The 24,655-nt window shown below is 74.0% G+C and carries 22 protein-coding genes and 1 pseudogene; 15 read left to right on the top strand and 8 right to left on the bottom strand.

Going from position 1 to position 24,655, the window contains the following annotated elements; translation table 11 throughout:
• Nucleotides 1-40 precede the first annotated feature (40 nt).
• The 3 genes from AB0K34_RS02305 to AB0K34_RS02295 form a co-directional block, all read right to left on the bottom strand.
• Nucleotides 41-490: an Rv3235 family protein gene (locus AB0K34_RS02305; protein ID WP_138640926.1), complete on the bottom strand. Its 450-nt coding sequence runs from the start codon at nt 488-490 to the stop codon at nt 41-43.
• A 338-nt stretch (nt 491-828) separates the two neighbouring features.
• Nucleotides 829-2,217, bottom strand: coding sequence for a PTS transporter subunit EIIC (locus tag AB0K34_RS02300; RefSeq protein ID WP_364544759.1), 1,389 nt, complete (start codon nt 2,215-2,217; stop codon nt 829-831).
• Between the two features lie 14 nt (nt 2,218-2,231).
• Nucleotides 2,232-2,981 (bottom strand): GntR family transcriptional regulator, encoded by a 750-nt coding sequence (locus AB0K34_RS02295; RefSeq protein ID WP_138640199.1) that lies wholly within the window; start codon nt 2,979-2,981, stop codon nt 2,232-2,234.
• Between the two features lie 451 nt (nt 2,982-3,432).
• Here AB0K34_RS02295 and nagA point away from each other — a divergent pair, with 451 nt between their 5' ends.
• The 7 genes and pseudogenes from nagA (at nt 3,433) to ptsP (ending at nt 9,038) form a co-directional block, all read left to right on the top strand.
• Nucleotides 3,433-4,593: an N-acetylglucosamine-6-phosphate deacetylase gene (gene nagA / locus AB0K34_RS02290; RefSeq protein WP_364544756.1), complete on the top strand. Its 1,161-nt coding sequence runs from the start codon at nt 3,433-3,435 to the stop codon at nt 4,591-4,593.
• Nucleotides 4,590-5,630 (top strand): SIS domain-containing protein, encoded by a 1,041-nt coding sequence (locus tag AB0K34_RS02285; protein ID WP_364544753.1) that lies wholly within the window; start codon nt 4,590-4,592, stop codon nt 5,628-5,630. Before nagA ends, AB0K34_RS02285 begins: the two co-directional genes overlap by 4 nt.
• A 22-nt stretch (nt 5,631-5,652) precedes the next feature.
• A pseudogene (locus AB0K34_RS02280) lies at nt 5,653-5,889 on the top strand (glucose PTS transporter subunit EIIB); the annotation flags it as partial.
• A gap of 32 nt (nt 5,890-5,921) precedes the next feature.
• Nucleotides 5,922-6,371: a PTS glucose transporter subunit IIA gene (locus AB0K34_RS02275; RefSeq protein ID WP_138640203.1), complete on the top strand. Its 450-nt coding sequence runs from the start codon at nt 5,922-5,924 to the stop codon at nt 6,369-6,371.
• Between the two features lie 18 nt (nt 6,372-6,389).
• Nucleotides 6,390-7,067 carry an HAD family phosphatase gene (locus AB0K34_RS02270; protein WP_364544751.1) on the top strand — a complete coding sequence of 226 codons (678 nt, stop codon included), beginning with the start codon at nt 6,390-6,392 and terminating at the stop codon, nt 7,065-7,067.
• A 13-nt stretch (nt 7,068-7,080) separates the two neighbouring features.
• On the top strand, nt 7,081-7,353 hold the full coding sequence (locus AB0K34_RS02265; RefSeq protein ID WP_364544748.1) for an HPr family phosphocarrier protein: 273 nt from the start codon (nt 7,081-7,083) through the stop codon (nt 7,351-7,353).
• A gap of 2 nt (nt 7,354-7,355) precedes the next feature.
• On the top strand, nt 7,356-9,038 hold the full coding sequence (gene ptsP / locus AB0K34_RS02260; protein ID WP_364544746.1) for a phosphoenolpyruvate--protein phosphotransferase: 1,683 nt from the start codon (nt 7,356-7,358) through the stop codon (nt 9,036-9,038).
• Nucleotides 9,039-9,041: 3 nt separating this feature from the next.
• Here ptsP and AB0K34_RS02255 read toward each other — a convergent pair whose 3' ends face one another.
• The 3 genes from AB0K34_RS02255 to AB0K34_RS02245 all read right to left on the bottom strand — a co-directional run bounded on the left by AB0K34_RS02255 (nt 9,042) and on the right by AB0K34_RS02245 (nt 12,933).
• Nucleotides 9,042-9,557, bottom strand: a complete 516-nt coding sequence (locus AB0K34_RS02255) for a hypothetical protein (protein WP_138640207.1) — start codon at nt 9,555-9,557, stop codon at nt 9,042-9,044.
• 71 nt (nt 9,558-9,628) lie between these two features.
• Complete coding sequence (locus AB0K34_RS02250) at nt 9,629-11,275, bottom strand: glycoside hydrolase family 3 N-terminal domain-containing protein (protein WP_364544743.1); 1,647 nt, start codon at nt 11,273-11,275, stop codon at nt 9,629-9,631.
• Nucleotides 11,276-11,652: 377 nt separating this feature from the next.
• On the bottom strand, nt 11,653-12,933 hold the full coding sequence (locus AB0K34_RS02245) for a BadF/BadG/BcrA/BcrD ATPase family protein (RefSeq protein ID WP_301176076.1): 1,281 nt from the start codon (nt 12,931-12,933) through the stop codon (nt 11,653-11,655).
• Between the two features lie 61 nt (nt 12,934-12,994).
• On the opposite strand from AB0K34_RS02245, the gene AB0K34_RS02240 reads away from it, so the two are divergent.
• Both AB0K34_RS02240 and AB0K34_RS02235 read left to right on the top strand, forming a co-directional pair.
• On the top strand, nt 12,995-13,972 hold the full coding sequence (locus AB0K34_RS02240) for a MurR/RpiR family transcriptional regulator (protein ID WP_240808349.1): 978 nt from the start codon (nt 12,995-12,997) through the stop codon (nt 13,970-13,972).
• A complete protein-coding gene (locus AB0K34_RS02235; RefSeq protein ID WP_138640019.1) occupies nt 13,969-14,865 on the top strand; it encodes an N-acetylmuramic acid 6-phosphate etherase in 897 nt (298 codons plus the stop codon). Before AB0K34_RS02240 ends, AB0K34_RS02235 begins: the two co-directional genes overlap by 4 nt.
• 146 nt (nt 14,866-15,011) lie before the next feature.
• Here the strand turns inward: AB0K34_RS02235 and AB0K34_RS02230 are convergent, their stop codons facing one another.
• Nucleotides 15,012-16,208, bottom strand: a complete 1,197-nt coding sequence (locus AB0K34_RS02230; protein WP_364544739.1) for an acyl-CoA dehydrogenase family protein — start codon at nt 16,206-16,208, stop codon at nt 15,012-15,014.
• Between the two features lie 60 nt (nt 16,209-16,268).
• Between AB0K34_RS02230 and AB0K34_RS02225 the strand changes: the two genes are divergently transcribed.
• From AB0K34_RS02225 to AB0K34_RS02205, 5 genes are all read left to right on the top strand, one after another.
• The gene (locus AB0K34_RS02225) at nt 16,269-16,916 is read left to right on the top strand and encodes an HAD family phosphatase (protein WP_171069307.1); all 648 of its coding nucleotides are present in this window, start codon (nt 16,269-16,271) and stop codon (nt 16,914-16,916) included.
• Between the two features lie 23 nt (nt 16,917-16,939).
• Entirely contained in the window at nt 16,940-17,449 is a 510-nt protein-coding gene (locus tag AB0K34_RS02220) for a hypothetical protein (protein WP_364544737.1), read from the top strand.
• An 81-nt stretch (nt 17,450-17,530) separates the two neighbouring features.
• Nucleotides 17,531-19,162 (top strand): L-glutamate gamma-semialdehyde dehydrogenase, encoded by a 1,632-nt coding sequence (gene pruA, locus AB0K34_RS02215; RefSeq protein ID WP_364544734.1) that lies wholly within the window; start codon nt 17,531-17,533, stop codon nt 19,160-19,162.
• 108 nt (nt 19,163-19,270) lie between these two features.
• Nucleotides 19,271-19,981 (top strand): haloacid dehalogenase-like hydrolase, encoded by a 711-nt coding sequence (locus AB0K34_RS02210; protein WP_138640015.1) that lies wholly within the window; start codon nt 19,271-19,273, stop codon nt 19,979-19,981.
• A gap of 313 nt (nt 19,982-20,294) precedes the next feature.
• Entirely contained in the window at nt 20,295-22,250 is a 1,956-nt protein-coding gene (locus tag AB0K34_RS02205) for an acetoacetate--CoA ligase (RefSeq protein WP_364544730.1), read from the top strand.
• A gap of 48 nt (nt 22,251-22,298) precedes the next feature.
• Here the strand turns inward: AB0K34_RS02205 and AB0K34_RS02200 are convergent, their stop codons facing one another.
• Nucleotides 22,299-22,895, bottom strand: coding sequence for a hypothetical protein (locus AB0K34_RS02200; protein ID WP_138640013.1), 597 nt, complete (start codon nt 22,893-22,895; stop codon nt 22,299-22,301).
• Between the two features lie 179 nt (nt 22,896-23,074).
• On the opposite strand from AB0K34_RS02200, the gene AB0K34_RS02195 reads away from it, so the two are divergent.
• Entirely contained in the window at nt 23,075-24,652 is a 1,578-nt protein-coding gene (locus tag AB0K34_RS02195; RefSeq protein ID WP_364544727.1) for a protein kinase, read from the top strand.
• Nucleotides 24,653-24,655: the final 3 nt, after the last annotated feature.

Here is a 24,655-nt window from a genome sequence, read left to right as displayed (position 1 = left end):
GAAGCGGCCTCCCGGACGTCCGGGAGGCCGCTTCCGCATGTCAGGGGGCGGTCGTCTCCAGGGCGGTGCAGCGCCACCGGCCCCGCGCCAGCTCCAGCCGCAGCGCCAGCGCGTGGACGCGCCCGGCCACGGCCACCACCGCCGCGGCTTCGGCCACGGTCGGCGACGGCCGCTGCATCCTGCTGGACAGCACCTTCGGCGGGACGACCCGTCTCCCGCGCGTCCCCGCGCCCGTGTGCGGGGCGAACGCGCGGCACACCGCCGGGACGGCCACGAGCGACAGCTGGTGCGCGGGCCGCGCGCCCGCCAGGACCTCCACGACGAGCCGCACGGCGGTGTCGGCGACCGCCCGCGCCTCGGCCTCCACCCCGTCCCCCGGCCGCACGATCCGCAGCCCGGGGCCGGGCGGCGCCGGCGCCTTCCGGGGGACCGGTGCGGGCCGGTACCGAATGATCCGAACCGCCGAAGACGCCACCGGACGACCGCTCATGAGAACCTCCCGACTCGTTTGGAAACAGGAGTCAGAAGAGGCGCGAAAAATACATCCTGACCACCTTCGGCCGTTCCTGTAACGCCCGTGTCACTCGCGAACGCGACTGAGAAAGAGCGCACGCCACGGGAGTGGGAAACCCCGGTGGGCAGTGGTCGCCGGAGGGGTGGACGTGCGAAGGCGGCGGGACGCTGAGGAGCGTCCCGCCGCCTTCTGGGAGCGGTTCCGGGCGGTGCGGGCGTCCGGAACCTCTTGGGAGCGGGGCCGGTGGGCTGGCCGGCCCCCGGGCGGGGCGCCGCGAACGGGGCGAGGGGGTTCGCGGCGCCCCTGGGGGAGGGTCAGCCGCCGGCAGGGGAGTCCTGCGGTTCGGCGGTGCCCTTCCGGTCGCGCTTCTTCTTCTTCTTCTCGCCCTTCTCCCCGCCGGCGAGCTCCGGGCTGGCGGCCGGGTCGGCGGCGGTCGACTCCTCGCCCTCGGGCTCCCGGCCCGGGGTCGCGAAGTTGAACCGCGTGATCAGGAATCTGAAGATGAAGTAGTAGAGGAAGAAGTACAGGACGCCCATGCCGAGGATCAGCAGCAGCCCCGACGTGTTGTCCTTGCGGGCGTTCAGCAGCAGGTCGATGCCGCCGGCGGAGAAGCCGAAGCCGAGCTTGGCGCCGGCCGCCTCCAGCACGGCCATCGAGATGCCGGTGAGGACGACGTGCACGCCGTACAGGACGGGCGCGACGAACATGAACGCGAACTCGATCGGCTCGGTGACGCCGGTGACGAACGCGGTCAGCGCGGCGGAGATCATGATGCCGCCGACCGCGGGGCGCCGGTGCTTGGGCGCGGCGTGCCACATCGCGAGGGCCGCGCCGGGCAGGCCGAACATCAGCACGGGGAAGAACCCGGCGAGGAAGCCGCCCGCGTCGGGGTCGCCGGCCAGGTAGCGGTTGATCTCGCCGTGGACGACGCCGCCGGGGGTGTTGTAGTCGCCGAACACGAACCAGATGAGCGAGTTCGGGATGTGGTGCAGGCCGAAGGGCAGCAGCAGCCGGTTGATGACGCCGTAGATGCCGGCGCCGGCGGCGCCCGCCCCGGTGATCCACTCGCCGGCGTCGGTGAGCCAGCTGCCGAACAGCGGCCAGATGAAGCCGATCAGGATGCCGAGCGCGAGGCCGGCCACCGCGGTGATGATCGGCACGAACCGGCGGCCGCCGAAGAACGCCAGCCAGGTCGGCAGCTTGATCCGGTAGTACCGCTGGTAGAGCAGGGCCGCGATGACGCCCATCAGGATGCCGCCGAGCACGTCGGTCGGGTTCTTGGCGCCCCAGTCGATGACCTGCGCCTGCGCCCCGTCCGCCACCTTCGTGATGAGGACGTTGCCCTTGAGCTCGTCGGTGTGCGAGAACATGATCTTGGAGACCCGGTCGAAGACCAGGTATCCGACCACGGCGGCGAGCGCGGTGGAGCCGTCGGACTTCTTGGCGAAGCCGATCGCCACGCCGACGGCGAAGAGCAGCGGGAGCGCGGCGAACAGCGCGTTGCCGGCCTCACCGACGATCTCGGCGATCCGGTCCCAGCCGAGCCCGTCGGCGCCGAGCATGTCGGCCTGGCCGAAGCGCAGCAGCAGCGCGGCGGCGGGCAGCACGGCGATCGGCAGCATGAGGCTGCGGCCGATCCGCTGCAGCACCGCGAGGGTGCTGGACCCGCGCCGCGGCGCGGAGTCCACTGTTGTCGCAGTCATCGCGAGGTTCCTCCTCAGGGGTGTTCGGAGTGCGGCGGGGGGTTTCCGAGGGCCGTGTGGATCTGGTAGCGGTCCGCCCGGTAGGTCGACACGCCCAGCTCGGCGCACACCCCTCCGGTGTACGAGCGGCGTTGCAGGAGCAGCACGGCGCTGCCCCGGGCGATCTGCAGGTGCCTGGCGTCGGTCGCGTCGGCCAGGCTGGCGTCGATGGTCTGGTCGCCCGCGTCGAAGACCAGCCCGTACACCGCTTCGAGGACGCCGTAGAGGGAACGGTCGGCGAGCCGGCGGTCGAGCAGGTCGGGGGCGAGGGCGGCCAGGATGTGCGCGCGTTCGAGGGCCATGGGCTCCCCGTCGGCGGTGCGCAGGCGCTCGATGACGTGGATCTGGGTGCCGGGTTCGACGTCGAAGATGCGGGCGAGCCGGGCGTCGGCCGGGACCGTCCGCCGGTCGAGGTCGATCGCGCCCGGCCGCAGCCCGCGGGCCAGCATGTCCTCGGTGAAGGAGACGAGCCGCAGCGGCATCTCGATCTTGGGCCGGGCGACGAAGGTGCCCTTTCCGGGGACGCGGTAGAGCCGCCCCTCGGAGACGAGCTGGTCGACGCCCTGCCGGACGGTCATGCGGGAGAGTCCGTACCGGCCGCACAGCTCGCGCTCCGAGGGGATCGGGGCGTCGACGGGCAGCTCCGCGCTCTCGATGAGGTCGAGCAGGATCGCGCGGAGCTGGAAGTACTTCGGTACGGGACTGTGCGGATCGATGGTGGTCACGGGGGTCCTCGATGGCCGGGGGCCGGATCGACGGGGTTCGCCGGGTTTCGACGGAAGAGTGGACTGGCGGTGATTTAGACGGTATGCGATTTGGTTCGTACTGGTCTAGGCCGGACTAGACCACATGACCGAAAGGCATGTCAATGCACGAATTTGTAACGACCTGGTCACGCCGCGACGACGTCAAGATCGAAGAATTCGCAGGTCAGGGCGCCCTCGCGGATGCGGCGTCCGCTTCGGCCGGCTCGTCCTGACCTCTTCGGGCCGCCATCGCGGCGACCGGCGTCCGGCCCCCGTGCGGGGCCGCATCGCCCGCCGGACGAGTTTCGCCCCGCATCTTCATCTCCATCCGATTCGTGGAGTATGGTGCGTACTGGTCTAGTCCGGACTAGACCAGTTGACACGGAGGAACCGGCCCCCGCGACCGATCGCGTCACAGAGAGCGCGCACCATGGCATCACTACTGATCACGGCCTCCCGCATGATCATCACCCCCGCCGAGGGTCCTACCCGCGTGGTCTCCCCGGGATACGTCCGGGTGGCGGACGGGGTCATCGCCGAGGCCGGCGAGGGACGTCCCGCCGGCGCCCCCGACCTCGACCTCCCCGACGGACTGCTCGCGCCCGGCCTGGTCGACCTCCAGGTGAACGGCTTCTACGGCCACGACATGGTCGACGCGGACGAGGCGGGCTGGCGCACCGTCGTCTCCCGGCTCCCCGAGACGGGCGTCACCGCGTTCCTCCCCACGTTCATCACCGCGCCGGTCGAGACGCAGGCCGCCGCGCTCCGCCGCACCCGCGACCTCCTGCCGGACCTCCCCGACGGAACGCGCGTCCTCGGCGTCCACCTCGAAGGCCCGTTCCTGTCGGAGCAGCGCAAGGGCGCGCACAACGCCGCCCACCTCACCGACCCGACGCCCGAAGCGCTCAAGACGCTGCTGGAGACGGGCCTGGTCAAGCTGGTCACGCTCGCGCCCGAACGCGACGGCGCGCTGGAGGCGATCCGCGCCCTGACCGCCGCCGGGGTCCTGGTCAGCGTCGGGCACAGCGCCGCGACCGCCGACCAGACCGCCGCCGCGGCCGACGCCGGCGCGCGCATGGTCACCCACATCTTCAACGCGCAGACCGGCGTCCACCACCGCGACCCGGGCGTCGCCGTGCAGGCGCTCATCGACGACCGGCTCAGCCCCGGCCTCATCCTCGACCTGCACCACGTGTCGGGGAAGGTCGCGCAGCTGGTGTTCCGCGCCGCGCCCGGCCGGGTCGTGCTCGTCACCGACGCCGCGTCCGCCGCCGGGATGCCGCCCGGCACCTACGACCTGGGCGGCGAGCCCATCACGATGCCCGAGCAGGGCCCGCCGCTGCGCGCCGACGGCACCATCGCCGGGTCCGGCCTCCGGCTGGACGAGGCGGTCGGCAACGCGATCGGCCTCGGCCTCGGCACGGCCGCGGCGGTGGACGCCGCGACACGGATTCCGGCCGACCTCATCGGCCGTCCCGACCTCGGCCGGATCGCGCCCGGCGCCGCCGCCGACCTCGTGTGGCTGGGGCCGGACCACCGGGCGCGTACCACGTGGGTGGGCGGGCAGAAACTCTTCGAAGGGGGATCATGACCAGTCAGATGCGCGCCGAGATCGGCGAGCAGCCGGACGCGCTGCGCCGGACGATCGACGCGCTCCTCCCGCGCACCGCGGACCTCGCGGCGCTCGCGCGGGAGACCCGGCAGGTGCTGTTCATCGCGCGCGGCTCGTCCGACAACGCCGCGGTGTACGGGCGGTACCTGGTGGAGTCGCAGGCGGGCCGGCTGGCCACCCTCGCGGCGCCGTCCATCGCCACCGCCTACAAGCGCAAGCTGGACCTGGACGGCGTGCTCGCCGTCGCGATCAGCCAGTCCGGCAAGACCGAGGAGATCGTCGAGACCCTCGACTGGGCGAAGGACTGCGGCGCCCGGACGGTCGCGGTCACCAACGGCGCCGGCTCGCCGCTGGCCGAGGCCGCCGAGGTCGCGCTGGTCACCGAGGCCGGCGACGAGATCGCCGTCCCGGCCACCAAGACCTACACCACCCAGCTCGCCGCGCTGTCGGTGTTCGGGCTCGGGCTCGGCGCGGACGTCGCCGCAGGCGACCTGCGCCGCGTCCCCGACGAGGTCGCGCGGATGATCGAGCTGACCGAGGCGTCGGCGGCGCTGCCGGAGATCGTCGCCGAGCTGGCGAAGGTCCCCGGCGCGGTGGTGTCCGGGCGCGGCATCGCGTTCGGCACCGCGCTGGAGCTGGCGCTGAAGATCAAGGAGGCGTGCTACCTGCACGCCATGGGCCTGTCCTACGCCGACCTGCTGCACGGCCCGATCGCCGTCGTGGACGCGCAGACCCCCGCGCTGCTGGTCGCCGCCGACAGCGGGCCGACGCTGCAGGGCACCGTCGCGCTGGCCCGCCGCGTCGAGGGCGCCGGCGCCCGCGCGTTCGGCGTCGGCGGCGGCGCGGAGCTGGCCGCCGCGTGCTCGGCCGCGCTGCCGGGCCCCGCCCTGCCCGAGTGGGTGGCCCCGCTCGGCCTCATCGTCCCCGGCCAGATCATGGTCGAGAACCTCGCCCGCCGGCTCGGCGTCGACCCCGACGTCCCCCGCGGGCTCAACAAGGTCACCCAGACCGACTGACCCCCGAGCGAGAGAAGAGAAGGACATGGACAAGGCCGAGGCCATCATCGCGGCGCTGGGCGGCGCGGACAACATCATCGAGATCGAGCCCTGCGCCACCCGGCTGCGCACCGAGGTCGAGGACGGGGACAAGGTCGACGAGGCGGGCCTGAAGAAGGCGGGCGCGTACGGCGTGATGCGCAGCGGCGGCGTCGTGCAGGTCGTCGTCGGCCCGGACGCCGACACCATCGCCAGCGACATCGAGGACATCCTCGACTGACCCCAGCCACAGGACCTAGGGAAGGCCCTCCCATGACCCGAGTACTGTCCCCGGTCACCGGCCGGGTCGTCGGCCTCGCCGGCGTCCCGGACCCGGTCTTCGCCCAGGCCATGGTGGGCCCGGGCACGGCCGTCGACCCCGAGCGCGCCCCGGGCCAGGCCATCGCGCCCGTCACCGGGAAGATCGTCAAGCTGCATCCGCACGCCTACGTCGTGGTGGACGCCGAGGGCCACGGCGTCCTCGTCCACCTCGGCATCGACACCGTCAAGCTGAAGGGCGAGGGCTTCGAGCTGCTCGCCGCCGAGGGCGACGAGGTCACCGCCGGGCAGCCGGTCGTCGGCTGGAACCCCGCGGTGATCGAGGCGGGCGGCCGCTCGCCGATCTGCGCGGTGGTCGCCCTGGACGCGGGCGCCGACGCCCTGTCGGACGTGGCCGAGTCGGGCGAGGTGACGAAAGGGGCCGAGCTCTTCACATGGAGCTGAGCACATGGAGCTGACCGGATGGCGGTGATCGGACTCGGCGCGGCGGTGTTCGACCTCGACGGCACCCTCATCGACACCGAGCCGCGCAACCGGGTGATGTGGTCGCGGCTGTTCGACGCGCACGGCGTCCCGTGGGACGACGCCCTGATCGGCTCGTTCGCGGGGCGGCGCGGCCTCGAGGTGCTGCGCGACCTCGCGCACCTGTTCCCCGGCCGGAAGGTCGAGGAGCTGTTCGAGCAGGCGGTGTCCTACGAGGCGCTGCCGGGGATGCCGGCGGTCGCGCCCGTCCCCGGCGCCGTCGACCTCGTCCGGTCGCTGGCGGACGCGGGCGTGCCGCTCGCCGTGGTGACCTCGGGGCAGCGCCCGTACGCCGAGCGGCTGCTGGCCGAGCTCGGCATCCGCGACCTGCTGGACCTGGTGGTGACCGCCGGGGACGTCGTCACCGGCAAGCCGCACCCGGAGGGCTACCTGGCCGCCGCGCGCGACCTGGACGTCCCGCCGCAGGAGGCGGTCGGGTTCGAGGACGCCCCCGCGGGCGTGGCGGCCATGAAGGCCGCGGGCATGACCTGCGTGGGCGTCATCACCACGCAGCCGGCGGGCGCGCTCGCCGGGGCCGACCACGTGGTGGCCGATTTTCAGGAAGTGGACGTCGTGCCGGGCCCCGCGCTGCGGGTGCGGGGCCTGGCACTGAACTAGCGAGGAGTGTGCCGTGACCGAGCGCAACGTCAAGATCGAGTCCAGGGTGGGGCTGCACGCGCGGCCGGCCGCGCTGTTCGTCCAGACCGCGGCCAAGGCCCCGATGGACGTGACCGTGGCCAAGCGCGGCGGCGCCCCGGTGAACGCCAAGAGCATCCTCGCGGTGCTGGGGCTGGACGCCCGGCACGGGGAGGAGATCGTCCTGTCCGCGGACGGCGAGGGCGCCGACGAACTGCTCGACAGCCTGGAGAAGCTGCTGTCGACGCCGGAGCCCGAGGAGGCCTAGGGGTGGCGGGCGTACTGCAGGGCGCGGGAGTCAGCCCGGGGGTCGGCGCCGGTCCGGTGCTGCGCGTCGCCGGGGACGTTCCGGAGCCGCCGGCCGGCGACCGGCACGGCGGGGACGCGGCGGCGGAGCGGGCCGCGGCGCTGGCCGCGCTGGAGGCCGTCGCCGCCGATCTGGAGGCGCGCGGGGAGCGCGCCGCGGCGGCCGGCAACACCGACGGCCGGGACGTGCTGAACGCGCAGGCGCTGATGGCCCGCGACCCGGGCCTCGCCGACGGCGTCGGCGCGAAGGTCGGTGAGGGCGTCGCGGCCGCGCGCGCGGTGTTCGAGGCGTTCGGCGTCTACCGGGAGATGCTCGCCGGGGCGGGCGAGTATCTCGCGGCGCGCGTCGCCGACCTGGACGACATCCGCGACCGCGCGGTCGCCCGGCTGCTCGGGCTGCCGGTGCCCGGCGTCCCGGAGTCCGACGAGCCGTTCGTGCTCGTCGCCCGGGACCTGGCCCCGGCCGACACGGCCGTGCTCGACCCGGCGCAGGTCGTCGCGTTCGTCACCGAGGAGGGCGGGCCGACCAGCCACACCGCGATCATCGCCCGCACGATGGGCGTGCCCGCGGTCGTGGCGCTGCCGGGCGCGGTGTCGCTCGCCGACGGCACCCGCGTGCTCGTCGACGGCGCCGCCGGGACCGTGCGGATCGACCCGTCGGAGGAGGAGGTGCGGTCGGCGCGCGCCGCGGCCGCCGCCCGGGGGTCCGCGCTCGCGGAGTTCACCGGGCCGGGCGCGACCGCCGACGGCCACGAGGTGCCGCTGCTCGCCAACATCGGCGGGCCGAAGGACCTGGAGCAGGCGCTGGCGAACGGCGCCGAGGGCGTCGGCCTGTACCGCACCGAGTTCCTGTTCCTGGACCGCGCGACCCCGCCGTCCGACGCGGAGCAGGAGGAGGCGTACCGCAAGGTGCTGGAGGCGTTCCCGGCGGGCCGCGTGGTCGTCCGGACGCTCGACGCCGGCGCCGACAAGCCGCTGGCGTTCCTGCCCGCGCCCGGCGAGGAGCCGAACCCGGCGCTCGGCGAGCGGGGCGTGCGGATGTCGGTGCGGCACCCGGACGTGCTGGCCGCGCAGCTCGCCGCGCTGGCCCGCGCCGCCACCGACCTGACCGTGAAGCTCCAGGTCATGGCCCCGATGGTGACGGACGCGGCGGACGCGGCCTGGTTCGCGGGGCAGTGCCGGGACGCCGGCATCGAGCATCCCGGCGTCATGATCGAGGTGCCGGCGGCCGCGCTGCGCGCCCGCGACGTCGCCGCCGAGGTGGAGTTCTTCAGCATCGGCACCAACGACCTGACGCAGTACGCGTGCGCGGCGGACCGGCAGGTCGGCGGCCTCGCCCGCCTGCAGGACCCGTGGCAGCCCGCCGTCCTCGACCTGGTCGCCCCGGCGGCCGCCGCGGGCGTCCCGTGCGGGGTGTGCGGGGAGGCGGCCGGCGACCCGGCGCTCGCGTGCGTGCTGGTCGGGCTCGGGGTGACGTCGCTGTCGATGAGCGCCCCGTCGCTGCCGCTGGTGCGGGCCGCGCTCGCCAAGCACACCCTGGAGCAGTGCCGGGAGGCCGCCGCCGCGGCCCGCGCCGCGCGCACGGCCGGGGACGCCCGCGACGCCGCCCGCGTCCACCTGCCGGGTCTCGCCGACCTGGGGCTGTGACGGTCAGACGGTGATCTGCCAGTAGGCGCCGGTCTTGCGGAGGGTGAAGCTCGCCGCCAGCGGCCCGCCCGCGCGGGCGGGCTCGCCCTTCCAGGCCAGGTCCTCGAAGCGGACCGTGTACTCGCCCTCGCCCGGCCCCGGCTCGCAGGCGGGGACGGACACGCCGCGCAGCGCCGCGATGTCCTGCGGGCGCAGCGTCGCGCGGGCCGCCGCGAAGCCGGTGCGGCACGCGGCGGGCCCGCCGAACGCCTCCCGCTGGTAGGCGGGCGTCAGGTAGGCGCAGACCTTCGGGTTCCCCGCCGCGACGCCGCGCAGGTACTTGAAGAGGGCGAGCCGCGCCGGGAAGGTCTCCTTCGCGGACGCCGTCGCGGCCGTGGACGCCGGAACGTCGAAGAACTGGGAGTCGCCGGGCTCGGGGGTGAGCGGCGGCATCGTGACCTCGTCCTGCCCGCCGCAGGCGCCGAGGCCCAGCAGCGGGAGCACGAGCAGCGCGGCGGCGAGCAGCGGACGGGCGTACACGGCGACCTCCCTGGGGGGAAGAAGGCGGCCTGATCCTCCCAGGAAGCGGCCCCCGCGTCCATCGGCCCGGGCTACGGGTAGCCGAGGCCGTGCCCGGCGGGCTGCCCGCCGGCGGGGACCGGGAGCTTCCCGGTCGGCTTCACCGCGCCGCTGAGCACTCCCGCCAGGGCGTTCACCGACACCGTGCTGGAGGAGTAGGCGGCGAGCGTCGCCTGCGCGCCGCCGGACGCGTCGAGGTCGTAGGGGCGGCCGATCGCGGCGACGACGACGGGCTTCGAGCCGAGCGCGCGGACCCGGGACGCGGTCGCCGCCCCCGCGTTGTGCGTGGTCAGCACGATGACGTCGGCGGCGCCGGGAGCGGCGGTCGCGACGCCGCGGCTGCGCAGCGCCGCCTGGAGCCGCGCGGCGTCCGGCCCGGTCACGGCGACCTTCTTGCCCTTGAGCGGCAGCAGCCCGCCCTTGTTGCGGACGAGGGTGATCGAATGCTCGGCGACCCGCCGGGCCGCGGCCGTGTTCGCGGCCGTGCCGACCGCCGCGCTCGCCTTCGCCGGGTCGGCGGCCGTCCCGTCGAACAGGCCGCGCCGCTGCTTGAGCCGCAGGATGCGGGTGACCGACTCGTCCAGCCGCTTCTCGCTGATCTTCCCGGCGCGGACGGCCCGCAGCACCGCGTTGTAGGCGCGCGGCAGGCTCGGCGGCATCAGCAGCTGGTCGGCGCCGGCGCTGATCGCCCGCACCGGGACGCCGGCGTCGCCGTACTTCTCCCGGACGCCCGCCATCTGCAGCGAGTCGGTCGTGATGACGCCCTGGTAGCCGAGCTTGCCGCGCAGCAGCCCGGTCAGCACCGTCTTCGACAGCGTGGACGGGTCGCCCGACCGGTCCAGCTTCGGGACGACGAGGTGCGCCGTCATGATCATGTCGACGCCGGCCGCGACCGCCGCCTTGAACGGGGGCGCGTCGATCCGCTCCCACTCGCTCGGCGAGTGCTTGATGACCGGCAGCCCGGTGTGGCTGTCGACGGCGGTGTCGCCGTGCCCGGGGAAGTGCTTGGCGGCGGCGGCGACCCCGGCGTCCTGGTAGCCGCCGACCGCACCGGTGACCATCTGGGCCGCGAGCGCCGGGTCGGAGCCGAACGAGCGCAGCCCGATGACCGGGTTGCGCGGGTTCACGTTGACGTCGGCGTCGGGCGCGTAGTCGAGGTTGATGCCGACCGCGCGCAGCTCGGCGCCGGTGACGCGGGCGGCGGCGCGGGCGTCCTCCGGGTTCCGGGTGGCGCCGAGCGCCATGTTCCCGGGGAAGCGGGTGATGAACGGGGTGCGCGACACGATGCCCTGCTCCTCGTCCACGCCGAGCAGCAGCGGGATCGCGGACGCCTTCTGCAGCGCGTTGGACTGCGCGGCCGTCTTGGCGGGGGAGCCGAAGTTCTGCGGGAAGTAGATGAGCCCGCCGACGTGGTATTTGCGGATCTTGGCGAGGGCGTCGGCGCGGCTCGCGAAGGTCGGCACGAACAGCTGTCCGACCTTCTCCTGCACGCTCATCTTCGCGACCCGGGCGGCGACCCACGCGTCCGGGGCCGGTGACGCCGCCTGCGGCGAGCCGGACGGCGTGCCGGATCCGGCGGACGGCGTCCGCCCGCCCTTGCCGCTCCCGCCGCCGCAGCCCGCGATCCCGCCGATCAGCAGGGCCGCCGCCGCGACCGCGAGGGAACGTGAAGCACGCACCTGACCAGGCCCCCCGACGTGGTCTCGGTTCCTCGGTCGCATCGGACGCCCGCGACGCTAGCCGCTCCCCGGCGCGCTGTCGACTCGATCTCCGGGCGCGTCGCGCACGTCACTACGGCAGTTCGCACGGGTCGGACGGGGACGTCGCGCGCAGGAGGGACGGCTCAGCGGGTTCTCGCGGCGACTGCCGTCCCACTGGCCACAGCATGGATCACGATGGACCCCTGACTCACCGGAGTCGGGCGGATCGTGTGGGGGTCCATCGCGATGAACCGGACGGCCGCGGTGCCGTCCATCCGTGCACCGGCCGGGCTGGGTCGGGGAGCAGCCGGACCGGGGGCCGGGCTTCGGCGGGTTCCGCCGTGCGGGCGGACCGCTCAGCCGGGCAGGGGGTGGCCGAGGCGGCGCAGCGCCATCCCGGCCGCGCCGACGGCTCCGTCGCCGGCGCAGCGCGGCGCCTCGTCGAAGCGGTCGCGCAACCCGGTGCGGACCGCCTCGGCGACGGGGCCTTCGCGGAGCACCGAGCCGTGCATCACGACCGGCGCCCCTGGATCGGACAGGGCCGGGCGCACCGCGTCGACGTCGCGCAGCAGCCACTGCGCGGCCTCGTCGGTGATGCGCCTGGCCACGGGATCGCCGGCGGCCGCGGCGGCGGCGACCACCGGGCCGAGCCGGCCGAGGGCCGCGGGCGGGCGGCCGTAGACCTCCTTGATGATCGCCTGGGCGAGCCGGGGGTTCGGCGGGGTGCCGGGCAGTGCGGGGTACCCGGACGGACCGGGGGCCGCCGGGTGGCCCGGCGGCCCCAGTGAGCCGGGCGGTCCGGCTCCGGTGTGCCCGGGGCCCGGTGGCGCGCCGCCGGGCTGGGGACAGGGGACGGAGGGATGGGGGCAATCGTGGAGCAGCACGGCGGTGCCCGTGCCGCCCCCGCCGGGGGGTACCGTTCCGGAGCCGAACGACGCGGCCTGCGCCGGCACCGGACCGCCCGGTGCCGGCGAAGACGACGAAGGGGCGCCGGCCATGGCCAGCGCCCGGGGAAGGCGGGGTCTTCGCCGTTCCGCGTCGATCTCCGCGACGACGGTGGCGCCGAGCAGCGCCCGGGGGACCGAATCGGTGAGCAGGGTCGGGGAGCCGCGGCCGTCGTAGGCGGCGAGCGCCGCGCGGACGGCCTCCTTCCCGAGCCAGACCGCCGAACCCTCGTCCCCGACGAGCCAGCCGTAGCCGTCGGCGCGCTGCACGATCGTCCCGTCGCTGATGACCGCCGCGCCGGCGCCCGTGCCGGAGAACACCACGATGCCCTTGGGCTCGCTGGTTCCGGCGGCGAACGCCACCGCGATATCGGTCACCACCGCGGGCGAGCCGCGCAGCCCGACGGCCTGCCAGGCCCGCCGGGCCGCCGCGACGGCGGCGGGCCGGCCGGCCGAGCCGGCGCCGGCGATGCCGAACACGCCGGTGAGGATGTGGGTTCGGTCCAGGTCCCCGAGCGCCTCCCGCAGGGCGGTGGTCAGCGCCCCCGCGGTGTCGCCTCCGGAGTTGGGGTTGGCCCCCGGGCCGGTGCCGGAACCGGCCAGGGCACCCCCTAGCGTCAGCACGACGCAGCGGGTCTTCGTGCCACCCGCGTCGATACCGACCACGTAAGGACCGGCCAAATGGGTCAACACATGGCGACCGTAGCCTTTTCTACCGTTGACGTGACATCCTGTGCGTAAGAAAATTTCCTCCATGAGGAAACCCATCGGCCCTGAACAGGGCCCCGAGCGGGGGATCACGGGGGAGCCCGGCGCACCGCCGGAGACGGCGGCGCCGGGCAGGGACGCCACGCCGCTGAGCACGGTCGTGCGGGTCCGCTCCCTGCTGCCCTCGCTGCCCCCCGCCGAGCGAAGAGTGGCGCAACGCGTCATCGACGACCCCGAAGGGGTCGCCAACTCCACCATCACCGAACTGGCCCAGGCCTGCGGCACGTCCGAGACCACCGTCATCAGGTTCTGCCGCGCGATCGGGTTCCACGGTTACCCGGAGCTGCGGCTGACCCTCGCCACCGAGGCCGGGCGCGCGCAGAGCGCCAGCGGCGGACGGGTGATCGGCAGCGACATCAGCCCCGACGACTCCCTCGAGCAGATCGTGGAGAAGGTCACGTTCGCCGACGCCCGCGCCGTCGAGGAGACCGCCTCCCAGCTCGACATCAAGATGCTCGAACAGGTCGTGGACGCGGTCGTCGCCGCCGACCGGGTCGACGTCTACGGCGTCGGCGCCAGCGCGTTCGTCGCGGCCGACTTCCAGCAGAAGCTGCACCGCATCGGCCGCGTCTGCTCCGCCTGGGCGGACGCGCACATCATGCTGACCAGCGCCGCCGTCCTCGGCAACGGCGACGTGGCGATCGGCATCTCGCACACCGGCGCGACGGTGGAGACCATCGACGCGCTGGAGGTCGCGAAGACCCGGGGCGCCCGCACCGTGGCGCTCACCAACTTCCCGAAGTCCCCGATAGCGGAGGTGGCCGACCTCATCCTGACGACGGCCGCACGGGAGACGACCTTCCGCTCCGGCGCCACCGCCAGCCGGCTGGCGCAGCTCACGGTGGTCGACTGCGTCTTCGTCGGAGTGGCGCAGCGCACCTACGGGCCGACCCGCAAGGCCCTGGAAGCCACGTTCGAGGCGGTCCGCGGACGGACCGTGCGACCCGACCGGAGGCGTCGGTGATCGATTGCGAGCTCCCCACCGAGGGCCGGAACCCCCGCACCCTCGACGTCGACACGCTGCCGACCATGGAGGTGCTGCGCCTGATCAACTCCGAGGACGCGACCGTGCCGACGGTCGTCGCCTCCGTCCTGCCCGAGGTCGCCCGGCTGGTGGACCTCGCGGTCGAGTCGCTGCGCGCGGGGGGCCGCGTGCACTACTTCGGCGCCGGCACGTCCGGCCGGCTCGCGGTGATCGACGCCGCCGAGCTGCCCCCGACGTTCGGCATCTGGGGCCGGGTGGTCGCGCACCACGCCGGCGGGCCGGGCGCCCTGTCGCAGGCGGTCTCCGACGTCGAGGACGACGCCGACCTCGGCCGCCGGGACGCCCGCGACGTCCGGCCCGGTGACATCGCCGTCGGCATCGCGGCCAGCGGCCGCACCCCGTACGTGGTGGGGGCGCTGCGCGCCGCCGCCGCGGTCGGGGCGCGGACGGCGCTGATCAGCTGCAACCCGCACACCCCGTACGGGGACGAGGTGGAGGTGCACATCGGGCTCGCCACCGGGCCCGAGGTGATCAGCGGGTCCACCCGGATGAAGGCGGGCACGGCCACCAAGCTCGTGCTCAACTCCTTCTCCACCACGCTGATGATCAGGATGGGCCGCACCTACTCCAACCTGATGATCAGCGTGAACGCGCTGAACTCCAAGCTGCGCGCGCGGCTGGTGCGCATCCTCACCGAGGCGACCGGGATGGACGCCCGCACCTGCGAGAACGCGCTCAACGAAGCCGGGGGCAACACCCGCGTCGCGCTGGTCTCGCTGCTCGGCGAGGTCCCCGCGGCGCGGGCGACGACGGTGCTGGAGGAGGCGGACGGCGGCGTCCGCGAGGCCCTCCAGCGGCTGAGGTCCGCCTGAGCGGGCCTTACAGGTGACAGGGGACCGGTGCGGCGACGGCGGAGGGCCGGGCGCACCGGGAGGGACGGACCGGCGGGGGAGACGCCGGCCGAACAGGGGGGTCCGCGCCGTGCGAGCCGCGGCCGCGGTCGAGCACCCATGGCGGATCAGCTCTCGTAGCGGCGCAGTTCCTGCCGGGCGACGGTGCGCACGTGCACCTCGTCCGGACCGTCGAAGATCCGCATGGCGCGGACCCACGCGTACATCGCCGCGAGCGGCGTGTCGTCGGAGACCCCGGCGCCGCCGTGCACCTGGATCGCCCGGTCGAGCACCTCGTGGGCGATGCGGGGCACCACCACCTTGATCGCGGCGATCTCGGTGCGGGCGCCCTTGGCCCCGTGCCGGTCGATCAGCCAGGCGGTCTTCAGGGTGAGCAGCCGGGCCTGCTCGATGGCCATCCGCGATTCGGCGATCTGCTCGCGCACCACCCCCTGCTTCGCGAGCGGACCGCCGAACGCGACCCGCTCCACGGCGCGGCGGCACATCAGCTCCAGCGCCCGCTCCGCCATGCCGAGCGCCCGCATGGCGTGGTGGATGCGGCCCGGCCCGAGCCGCGCCTGCGCGATCATGAAGCCGTCGCCCTCGCCCGCGATCAGGTTCGACACCGGCACCCGGACGTCCTCGAACACGATCTCGGAGTGGCCGTGCTGGTCCTGGTAGCCGAACACCGGCAGGTGCCGGACGATCGTCAGCCCGGGGGTGTCGCGGGGCACCAGCACCTGCGACTGCTGCCGGTGGACCGGCCCGTCCGGGTCGGTCTTGCCCATCACGATGAAGATCTTGCAGCGCTCGTCGGCGGCGCCGGTGATGAACCACTTCCGGCCGTTGATCACGTACTCGTCGCCGTCCCGGACGATCGAGGTCTCGATGTTGGTGGCGTCCGAGCTCGCCACCTCCGGCTCGGTCATCGCGAACGCGGACCGGATCTCGCCGTTCAGCAGCGGCTCCAGCCACCGCCGCTTCTGCTCGTCCGTGCCGAACATGTGGAGGACTTCCATGTTCCCGGTGTCGGGCGCGGCGCAGTTGACCGCCTCCGGCGCGAGGTCGGGGGACCGGCCGGTCAGCTCCGCGAGCGTCGCGTACTCCAGGTTCGTCAGCCCGGACACGTCCGGCAGGAACAGGTTCCACAGCCCGCGCCCGCGCGCCTCGGCCTTCAGCTCCTCGACGACGGGCGGCAGCGCGTGCGGGTCGTTCTCCGCGCGCCACGCCGCGTACACCGGCTCGGCCGGGTAGACGAACTCGTCCATGAACTCCTGGAGGCGGTCCTGGTACTCGCGTGCCTTCGGGCTGAGTTCGAAGTCCATGCGCGCATTCTGGCAGAACGCGATTCGGTCGAGACGTCCGGGATCGCCTACCATCGGGGCGTGCCCTCAGAACGACCCGTGAAAGCCGTCATCACCGACTGGGGCGGCGTCCTCACCTCCCCGCTCGCCGACGCCGTCGCCCGCTGGATCGACGCCGACCGCATCGACGCCGGCCACTACAAGAACGTCATGCGCGCCTGGGTGAAGCAGGCGTACGACGGCGGCGGGACCAACCCGATCCACGGGCTGGAGGACGGCTCGCTCCCGGTGGCCGAGTTCGAGCGGCGGCTCGCCGCCGAGCTGCTCACCGTGGACGGCGGCCCCGTCGAGGCGCCGGGCCTCATCGCCCGCATGTTCGCCGCGTTCAGCCCCGTCGAGCCGATGTACGACGCGCTCCGCGCGGCCCGCGCCGCCGGGACCCGCACCGCGCTGCTGTCCAACTCCTGGGGCAACGAGTACCCGCACGACCTGTTCGCCGACCTGTTCGACGCGGTCGTGATCTCCGCCGAGGTCGGCATGCGCAAGCCGGACGAGCGGATCTTCCGGCACGCCCTCGACCTGCTCGGCCTGGACGCCGCCGACTGCGTCTTCATCGACGACATCGAGCACAACATCCGCGCCGCCGAGGCGCTCGGGATCCGCGGCATCCTGCACACCGACCCCGACACCACCATCGCCGAACTGCGCGGCATGGAGCTGCTGCCCTGACCGTCTGGCAGACTGCTGCCGTCATGCGCGTCTATCTGCCGTCCACGCTCACGCTCCTCGCCGGCGTCCACGCCGCGCGGGAGATCGGCCCCGCGCCGCTCGCCGCCCACGCCGTCACGCCCGCGCTCCGGGAGTGGTACGCGAGCGGCGACCTGGAGGAGCTGGAGTACGCGGCGATGACCGCCGCCGCCCGCGCCTCCCTGCGGCTGCTCGCCGCCGACCCGTCCGCACCGCGCCGCCGGGTCGTCCTGGCCGCCGAGGTCCCCGACGCCGCCGTCACCTGGCCGCGCGGCGACGCCGCCCCCGCCAACGGCGACCGCGCCCTGGTGGAGGTCTCCGCGGCCGTCCCGTGGAAGAAGATCGCCTCCGGCCATGTGGACGACCCCGGCGCCGCCGCCGACATCGCCGCCGCCGCCGAGGCCCTCCCGGCCGCCGACGCCGGCGACGACGACGCCCTCTTCACCGTCGACGGAGCCGAGGGCCACGAACTCCTCTGGTTCGCCACCCAGGAACTCCAGCACCTGCTGGACTGACCGGCGGCGGGCGGTACTCGGCCGTCCGGGCGGGTAGGTCCCGGCACATCGACACTGCCGTCGGAGTGCAGGGAGCCTGAGATGGACGCCGTCACCACCGTGCCCGTACCGGCGAACGAGCCGGTGAAGGGATACGCGCCGGGCAGCCCGGAGCGCACCGCGCTGGAGGCCCGGATCAAGGAGCTCGGCGGGACGCAGACCGAGCTGACGATGACGATCGCCGGTGAGCACCGCATGGGCGCGGGCACCCCGATCGACGTCGTGGAGCCGCACAACCGCGCGCACGTCCTCGGCCGGATGGGGGACGCCACCGAGGCCGACGTGACCGAGGCCGTCGTCGCGGCGCACGAGGCCGCGCCCGGCTGGCGGGCCATGGCCTTCGAGGACCGCGCCGCGATCTTCCTGCGCGCCGCCGAGCTGCTCGCCGGCCCGTGGCGCGCCACGGTGAACGCCGCGACGGTGCTCGGCCAGTCCAAGTCGGTGCAGCAGGCGGAGATCGACGCCGCCTGCGAACTGATCGACTTCTGGCGGTTCAACGTCGGGTACGCGCAGCAGATCCACGAGCAGCAGCCGCTGTCGCCGCCCGGCGTGTGGAACCGGCTGGAGTACCGGCCGCTGGAGGGGTTCGTCCTCGCCATCACCCCGTTCAACTTCACCGCGATCGCCGGGAACCTGCCGACGTCCGCGGCGCTGATGGGCAACGTCGTGGTGTGGAAGCCGTCCCCGACCCAGCAGCTCGCCGCGCACTTCACGATGCGGCTGCTGGAGGCCGCGGGCCTCCCGCCCGGCGCCATCAACATGGTCACCGGCAACGGCCGCGCCGTCTCCAACGTCGCGCTGCGCCACCCCGACCTCGCCGGCCTGCACTTCACCGGCTCCGTCGCGACCTTCCAGAACCTCTGGCGGACGATCGGCGAGAACATCGCCGGCTACAAGGGCTACCCGCGGATCGTCGGCGAGACCGGCGGCAAGGACTTCGTGATCGCGCACCCGTCCGCCGACCCGGCCGTCCTCAAGACCGCCCTCGTCCGCGGCGCGTTCGAGTACCAGGGCCAGAAGTGCTCCGCCGCGTCGCGCGCCTACATCCCGCGCTCCGTCTGGGACCGGATGCGGGACGACTTCCTCGCCGAGACCGCGTCCCTCACCATGGGCAACGTCGCCGAGGACCTGTCGACGTTCATGGGCGCCGTCATCGACGACCGCGCGTTCGCCAAGCACCGCGCCGCCATCGACCGCGCGCGCGGCATCGACACCATGAAGATTCTCGTCGGCGGCGAGGTGGACGACTCGCGCGGCTACTTCGTCCGCCCGACGGTCCTGGAGTCGTCCGACCCGACCGACGAGATCTTCACCCGCGAGTACTTCGGCCCGATCCTCGGCGTGCACGTCTACGACGACGGCGACTACGACACCGTCCTCACTCAGATGGAGGGCGTCTCGGAGTACGGCCTCACCGGCGCCGTCATCGCCGAGGACCGCGCCGCCGTCGCCGAGGCCACCGACAGGCTGCGCTTCGCCGCCGGGAACTTCTACATCAACGACAAGCCGACCGGCTCGATCGTCGGCCAGCAGCCGTTCGGCGGCGCCCGCGCGTCCGGCACCAACGACAAGGCCGGCTCCGTCTTCAACCTCACCCGCTGGACGAGCGTCCGCTCGATCAAGGAGACGTTCGTCCCGCCGACCGACTACCGCTACCCCCACATGGGCCCCTGACAGGGCGGTTGCGGTCGGGGGCGGGAGACCGGACGATAAGGTCGCTGACCGTGGCGGGCACCGGCTCCGGCGCCCGCCGGTGCTCCTCCGACCGCGCATGGGAACGGGATGTCGACGCTGAACCGTCTGGTGCTGTGGAACATCGATCACACGCTGGTCGACGTCGGGCGGGTCACCCGGGACGCCTACGCCGAGGCGTTCCAGCGGACCATCGGGCGGCCGCTGGTCCGGCTCGCCCCCACCCCCGGCCGCACCGAGTCCGAGATCATCTTCGAGACGCTCGCGTTCAACGACGTCGTCACCACCGACGACCACCTGCCCGCCTTCTTCGACGCGCTCGCCGAGGCGTTCGCGTCCCGCCGCGCCGACCTGCGCGCCCACGGGCGGGTGCTCGCCGGGGCCGCGGAGGCCGTCGAGGCGCTCGCGCACGTCCCCGGCGTCGTCCAGTCCGTGCTGACCGGCTCGATCCAGCCGAACGCCATGCTGAAGGTCACCGAGCTGGGCCTCGCCGGCCGCCTCGACCTCGCCGCGGGCGGCTACGAGAACGGCGTCTACAGCAAGGCCGCCCTGCTCGAACTGGCCCGCACCCGCGCCGGGGAGCGGCACGGCGCCGCCTACCCCGAGGCCGCGACCGTCTACATCGCCGACTCGCCCCGCGACGTCCAGGCCGCGCACATCGCCGGCTCCCCGATCATCGCGGTCGCCAGCGGCAGCGCCACCGAGGCCGAGCTCCGCGCCGCCGGGGCCGACACCGTCCTCGCGACCCTCGCCGACACCGACGCCGTCGTCAACGCCGTCGCCGGCCTGACCCGCCTCTGACACCATGCCGATCCGTTCCCTTCCCCCGGCGTGACCCCGTACCGGCAGTGTCGGGGGCGGCGGAGGCGGGCGGAACTGGAATGCGGTCCTGTGGAAAACCGGGCCCTGTGGAAAACCGGGTCGTGTGGACGGTGAGGATGTCCCGGCTGCGTCCGGTGTGGGCGGCCGGGGTTGCTCGCGGACGGGGTTTCGCCTGGGATGTGGCGGGGCGTCGAGCGCGTAGCGGCGGGGTGATCGGGCAGGTTGCGCCGTGTGCGGGGGCGGGCCGATATTGGGATGGCCGCGCGGCGTGGCGCGGCGGGGAGGGAGAGAGATGGCCGGTGAGGTATCCGAGGGTTCGGCGCTGTGGGAGCCGTCGGAGGAGGTCGTCGCGAACGCGCGGGTGACCCGGTTCATCCACTGGCTGTGGGAGCGGGGCGTCCGCACCGAGTCCTACGACGAGCTCTGGCGCTGGTCGGTCACCGAGGTCGACGCCTTCTGGGACGCGATCTGGTCGTACTTCGACGTCGTCGGCGAGCGCGGCGACGGCCCCGTCCGCTCGGGCGGGCCGATGCCGGTGGACGGCCTGAAGTGGTTCCCCGGCGCGACCCTCAACTACGCGGCGAACGCGCTGCGGCGCGCGGACGAGACCCCCGACGAGACCGCGGTGATCTTCCGGTCGGAGGCGGGCGGGCACCGCGTGCTGACGTACCGGGAGCTGGCGCTGCACGTGGCGGAGGTCCGCGCGGGTTTGGCCGGGCTCGGCGTCGGCAAGGGCGACCGGGTCGCCGCCTACGTCCCGAACATCCCCGAGGCGCTGGTCTGCTTCCTCGCGACGGCGTCGCTCGGCGCGATCTGGTCGTCGTGCTCGCCCGACTTCGGGTCGTCCTCGGTCATCGACCGGTTCGCGCAGATCGAGCCGAAGGTCCTGATCGCCGTGGACGGCTACGCCTACAACGGCAAGCGCTTCGACCGGCGGGAGACCGTCGGCGAGATCGAGGCCGCGCTGCCGAGCCTGGCCGCCACCGTCCTGATCCCCTACCTCGACCCCGCCGCGACCCCCGAGGGCCTGCGGGTCGGCATGCACTACGGCGAGCTGCCGCGCGCCGACTGCGACACACTGGAGTTCGAGGACGTCCCGTTCGACCACCCGCTGTGGGTCGTGTACTCGTCCGGCACGACGGGGCTGCCGAAGCCCATCGTGCACGGGCACGGCGGCGTGGTGCTCGAACACCTCAAGGCCCTGTCGTTCCACCAGGACCTCGGCCCCGACGACGTGTTCTTCTGGTTCACCACCACCGGCTGGATGATGTGGAACTACCTCATCGGCGGCCTGCTGGTGGGCTCCACCATCGTCATGTACGACGGCGCCCCGCTCGACCTGTGGTCGCTGGCCGCCGACAGCGGCGTCACCTACCTGGGCGTCGGCGCGCCGTACATCACGGCGTCCGCCAAGGAGGGCCGCCGCCCCGGCGAGGACCACGACCTGTCCGGCCTGCGCGGCATCGGCTCCACCGGCTCCCCGCTGCCGCCCGAGGGGTTCGCCTGGGTGTACGACGCGGTCGGCGCGGACCTGCTGCTCGGCTCGTTCTCCGGCGGCACCGACCTGTGCACCGGCTTCGTCGGCCCGTCGCCGCTGCTGCCGCTGCGCGCCGGCGTCATCCAGTGCCGCGGCCTCGGCGCCAAGGTCGAGGCGTTCGCCGAGGACGGCAAGCCCGTCATCGACGAGGTCGGCGAGCTGGTCATCACCGAGCCGATGCCGTCCATGCCGGTGTTCTTCTGGAACGACGAGCACGGCGACCGGTACCGCGACTCCTATTTCGACATGTACCCGGGCGTGTGGCGGCACGGCGACTGGATCAAGGTCCTGCCGGACGGCGGCTGCGTCATCTACGGCCGCTCCGACTCCACCCTCAACCGCGGCGGCGTCCGCATGGGCACCTCCGACTTCTACCGCGTCGTCGAGGCGTTCGAGGAGATCACCGACAGCCTCGTCATCGACACCGGCCGCCTCGGCCAGGAGGGCCGGCTGCTCCTGTACGTCCAGCTCGCCGAGGGCGCGTCCCTCACCGACGAGCTGGTGCGGAACCTGCGCCGGGAGATCCGGTCGTCGCTGTCGCCCCGGCACGTCCCGGACGAGATCACCGCCGTGCCCGGCATCCCGCGCACGCTGTCGGGCAAGAAGCTGGAGGTCCCCGTCCGCAAGATCCTCCAGGGCACCCCGGTCGACAAGGCCGCCAACCGCGACTCCATGGCCAACCCGGAGGTGCTCACCCACTTCACTCCGTAGGCGGCGGCCGGCGGCGTCGCCGGGGCGGAGACCGCCCCGCGCGGGAGATCAGCGGGTGCGGGAGGCGGCGTAGGCGAGGATGTCGCGGCGGCGGTAGAGGCGGCGGACACGGCCGCCGCGCAGCGGCTCCACCTGCGCCGGTTCGGGCCAGCCGGCGGGCGGCCGCTTGGCGTAGACGGTGACGCTCGTCTGGGCGAGGCCGAGGATGCGGGCCGCGTCCGCCAGCGTCACGAGATCGTCGGGGTCCTCGTCGGCGGGACGGTCGCCGAGGGCGCGGTACCAGGACGTCCAGGCGGCCTCGTCCCAGTACATCGCCTTGCCGGAGCGGTGCGCGACGTCCGGATGGCCGTTGGACGCGCGGTCGGCCCAGAGCTGCTTGAGGCGGTGGCGGCTGACGCCGTGCCGCGCGGCCAGCTCGTCGCGCGTCGCCAGGCCCGGCGCGACGTCCTTGGTGCAGTGCGCGGCGTACCAGCGGTCCCAGTCGGCGGCGTCCCAGGCGAGCTGGGAGCCGACCGTCCCGACCGGCTCGGGATGGCCGTTGGACGCGCGCTCGCGGTGCCATTTCTCCAGCGTGCTGCGCCCGAGCCCGTACTCGGCCATGAGTTCGGCGCGCGTATGGACACGGCGCCCGTCGAGCATTGCCATGCCACCAGTGTCCCCGGTGTGACATCGTGCTCGTCGGTATCGCTGTGTGAACAGACGCCATTAAGGTGGGTACCCGCCGGATCGGGTCAACTTCCCTCGGGGTTCGGGCGTCACACAGTCGGAGGGGTGATCCGGGCCGGGAGCACGGCCCGTCGATCCAGAGAGGGACGGTTCCACGCATGGAGATTGGGGCGCTGCGGTCCGGTGATCCGGATCGGCTGGGGTCGTACGCCCTGATCGGCCGGGTGGGCGAGGGCGGACAGGGCACGGTGTTCCTCGGCGCCGCCGAGGACGGCCGGCAGGTCGCGATCAAGCTGCTGCACGCCGAGCTGACGTCCGACGACAAGGCGCGCGCCCGGTTCCTGCGCGAGCTGGACGTCGCCAAGCAGGTCGCGCCGTTCTGCACCGCGCAGGTGATCGACGCGGACGCGACCGGCGACCGGCCCTACATCGTCAGCGAGTACGTGCGCGGCCCGTCGCTGAACCAGCAGGTCCTGGACGAGGGCCCGCTGCGCGGCGCCGCGCTGGACCGGCTCGCCGTCGGCACCGCGACGGCGCTCGCCGCGATCCACCAGGCGAAGATCGTGCACCGCGACTTCAAGCCGCACAACGTGCTGATCGGCCCGGACGGCCCGCGCGTCATCGACTTCGGCGTCGCCCGCGCGATCAGCGGCGCCACCACGCTGACCAGCCGGGTGATCGGCACGCCGTCCTACATGGCGCCCGAGCAGATCAGCGGCGACGACGTCGGCACGCCCGCGGACGTGTTCTGCTGGGCCGCGACGCTGGTGTTCGCCGCGACCGGGGAGCCCCCCTTCGGGCAGGACACCATCCCCGCCGTGATCAACCGGATCCTGCACGAGGAGCCCGACCTCGGCGGCCTCGACGGCCCCCTGGGCGACCTGGTCCTCGACTGCCTGGAGAAGGACCCCGAGCTGCGCCCCGGCGCCCGGCAGGTGCTGATGCGGCTGCTCGGGCACGACGAGGCCGCCAGCACGGGACGCCCCGCGCCCCGGACCGGCGGCACCGACGAGACCGCGATGCTCGCGGCCGGGTCGGTGCGGGCCGCCGAGGCCGGCGACGAGGACTTCGAGCCCCTCCCGGCCGCCGCCGCGGAGCACGAGCCCGTGGAGACCGTCGCCGCCTTCCACGACGCCGACGCCCCGAAGGGCACCGATCCGGGCGTCGAAGAGTACGGCCTGCCGCCCACCCCCGCCGGATGGGCCGCCGACAACACGCTGCCCCCCGAACTCGTCACGGTCGGCGAGCCCGGCGGAGCCGACGGGCGTGACGGACGCGACGGACGCGGCGGGGTGCGGTACGCGCTCGCCGGTTCCGGACGCTCCGCCCTGCTGGCCGGCGCCGCGGCGCTGTTCGTCGCGATCGTGGTGGTCTCGTCCGTGCTGATGCTCGGCTCCGGCGACAAGGGCAAGGCCGGCCAGAAGGTCAGCGACCCGAGCGCCCCGCCCGCGTCGACCGACGTCCTGCCGAGCTCGGCGCCGCCGTCGCGGCAGCGGCCCGTCCAGCAGTCGACCTCGCCGTCCTACACGCCGTCCCCGACCGGCAGCGAGACGCCGAGCGACAGCCCGGCGCCGACCGATACGCCGACGACGTCCATCACCCCGACCCAGCCGACGCCCACGAAGTCGACGACGAAGCCGACCCCGACGCAGTCCAGCACCCCGCCGGAGACGCCGCCGGAGACGCCGCCCGAGACGCCCCCGGGCGGCGGAGCCGAAGGAAGCGGCGACGCCTGACCT

The organism is Actinomadura sp. NPDC049382, from assembly GCF_040677125.1.
In the GTDB taxonomy this organism is placed as follows: Bacteria; Actinomycetota; Actinomycetes; order Streptosporangiales; family Streptosporangiaceae; genus Spirillospora; species Spirillospora geliboluensis.
Note: the sequence above shows the minus strand (reverse complement) of the source record. Positions and strands in the feature narration are given on the sequence as shown.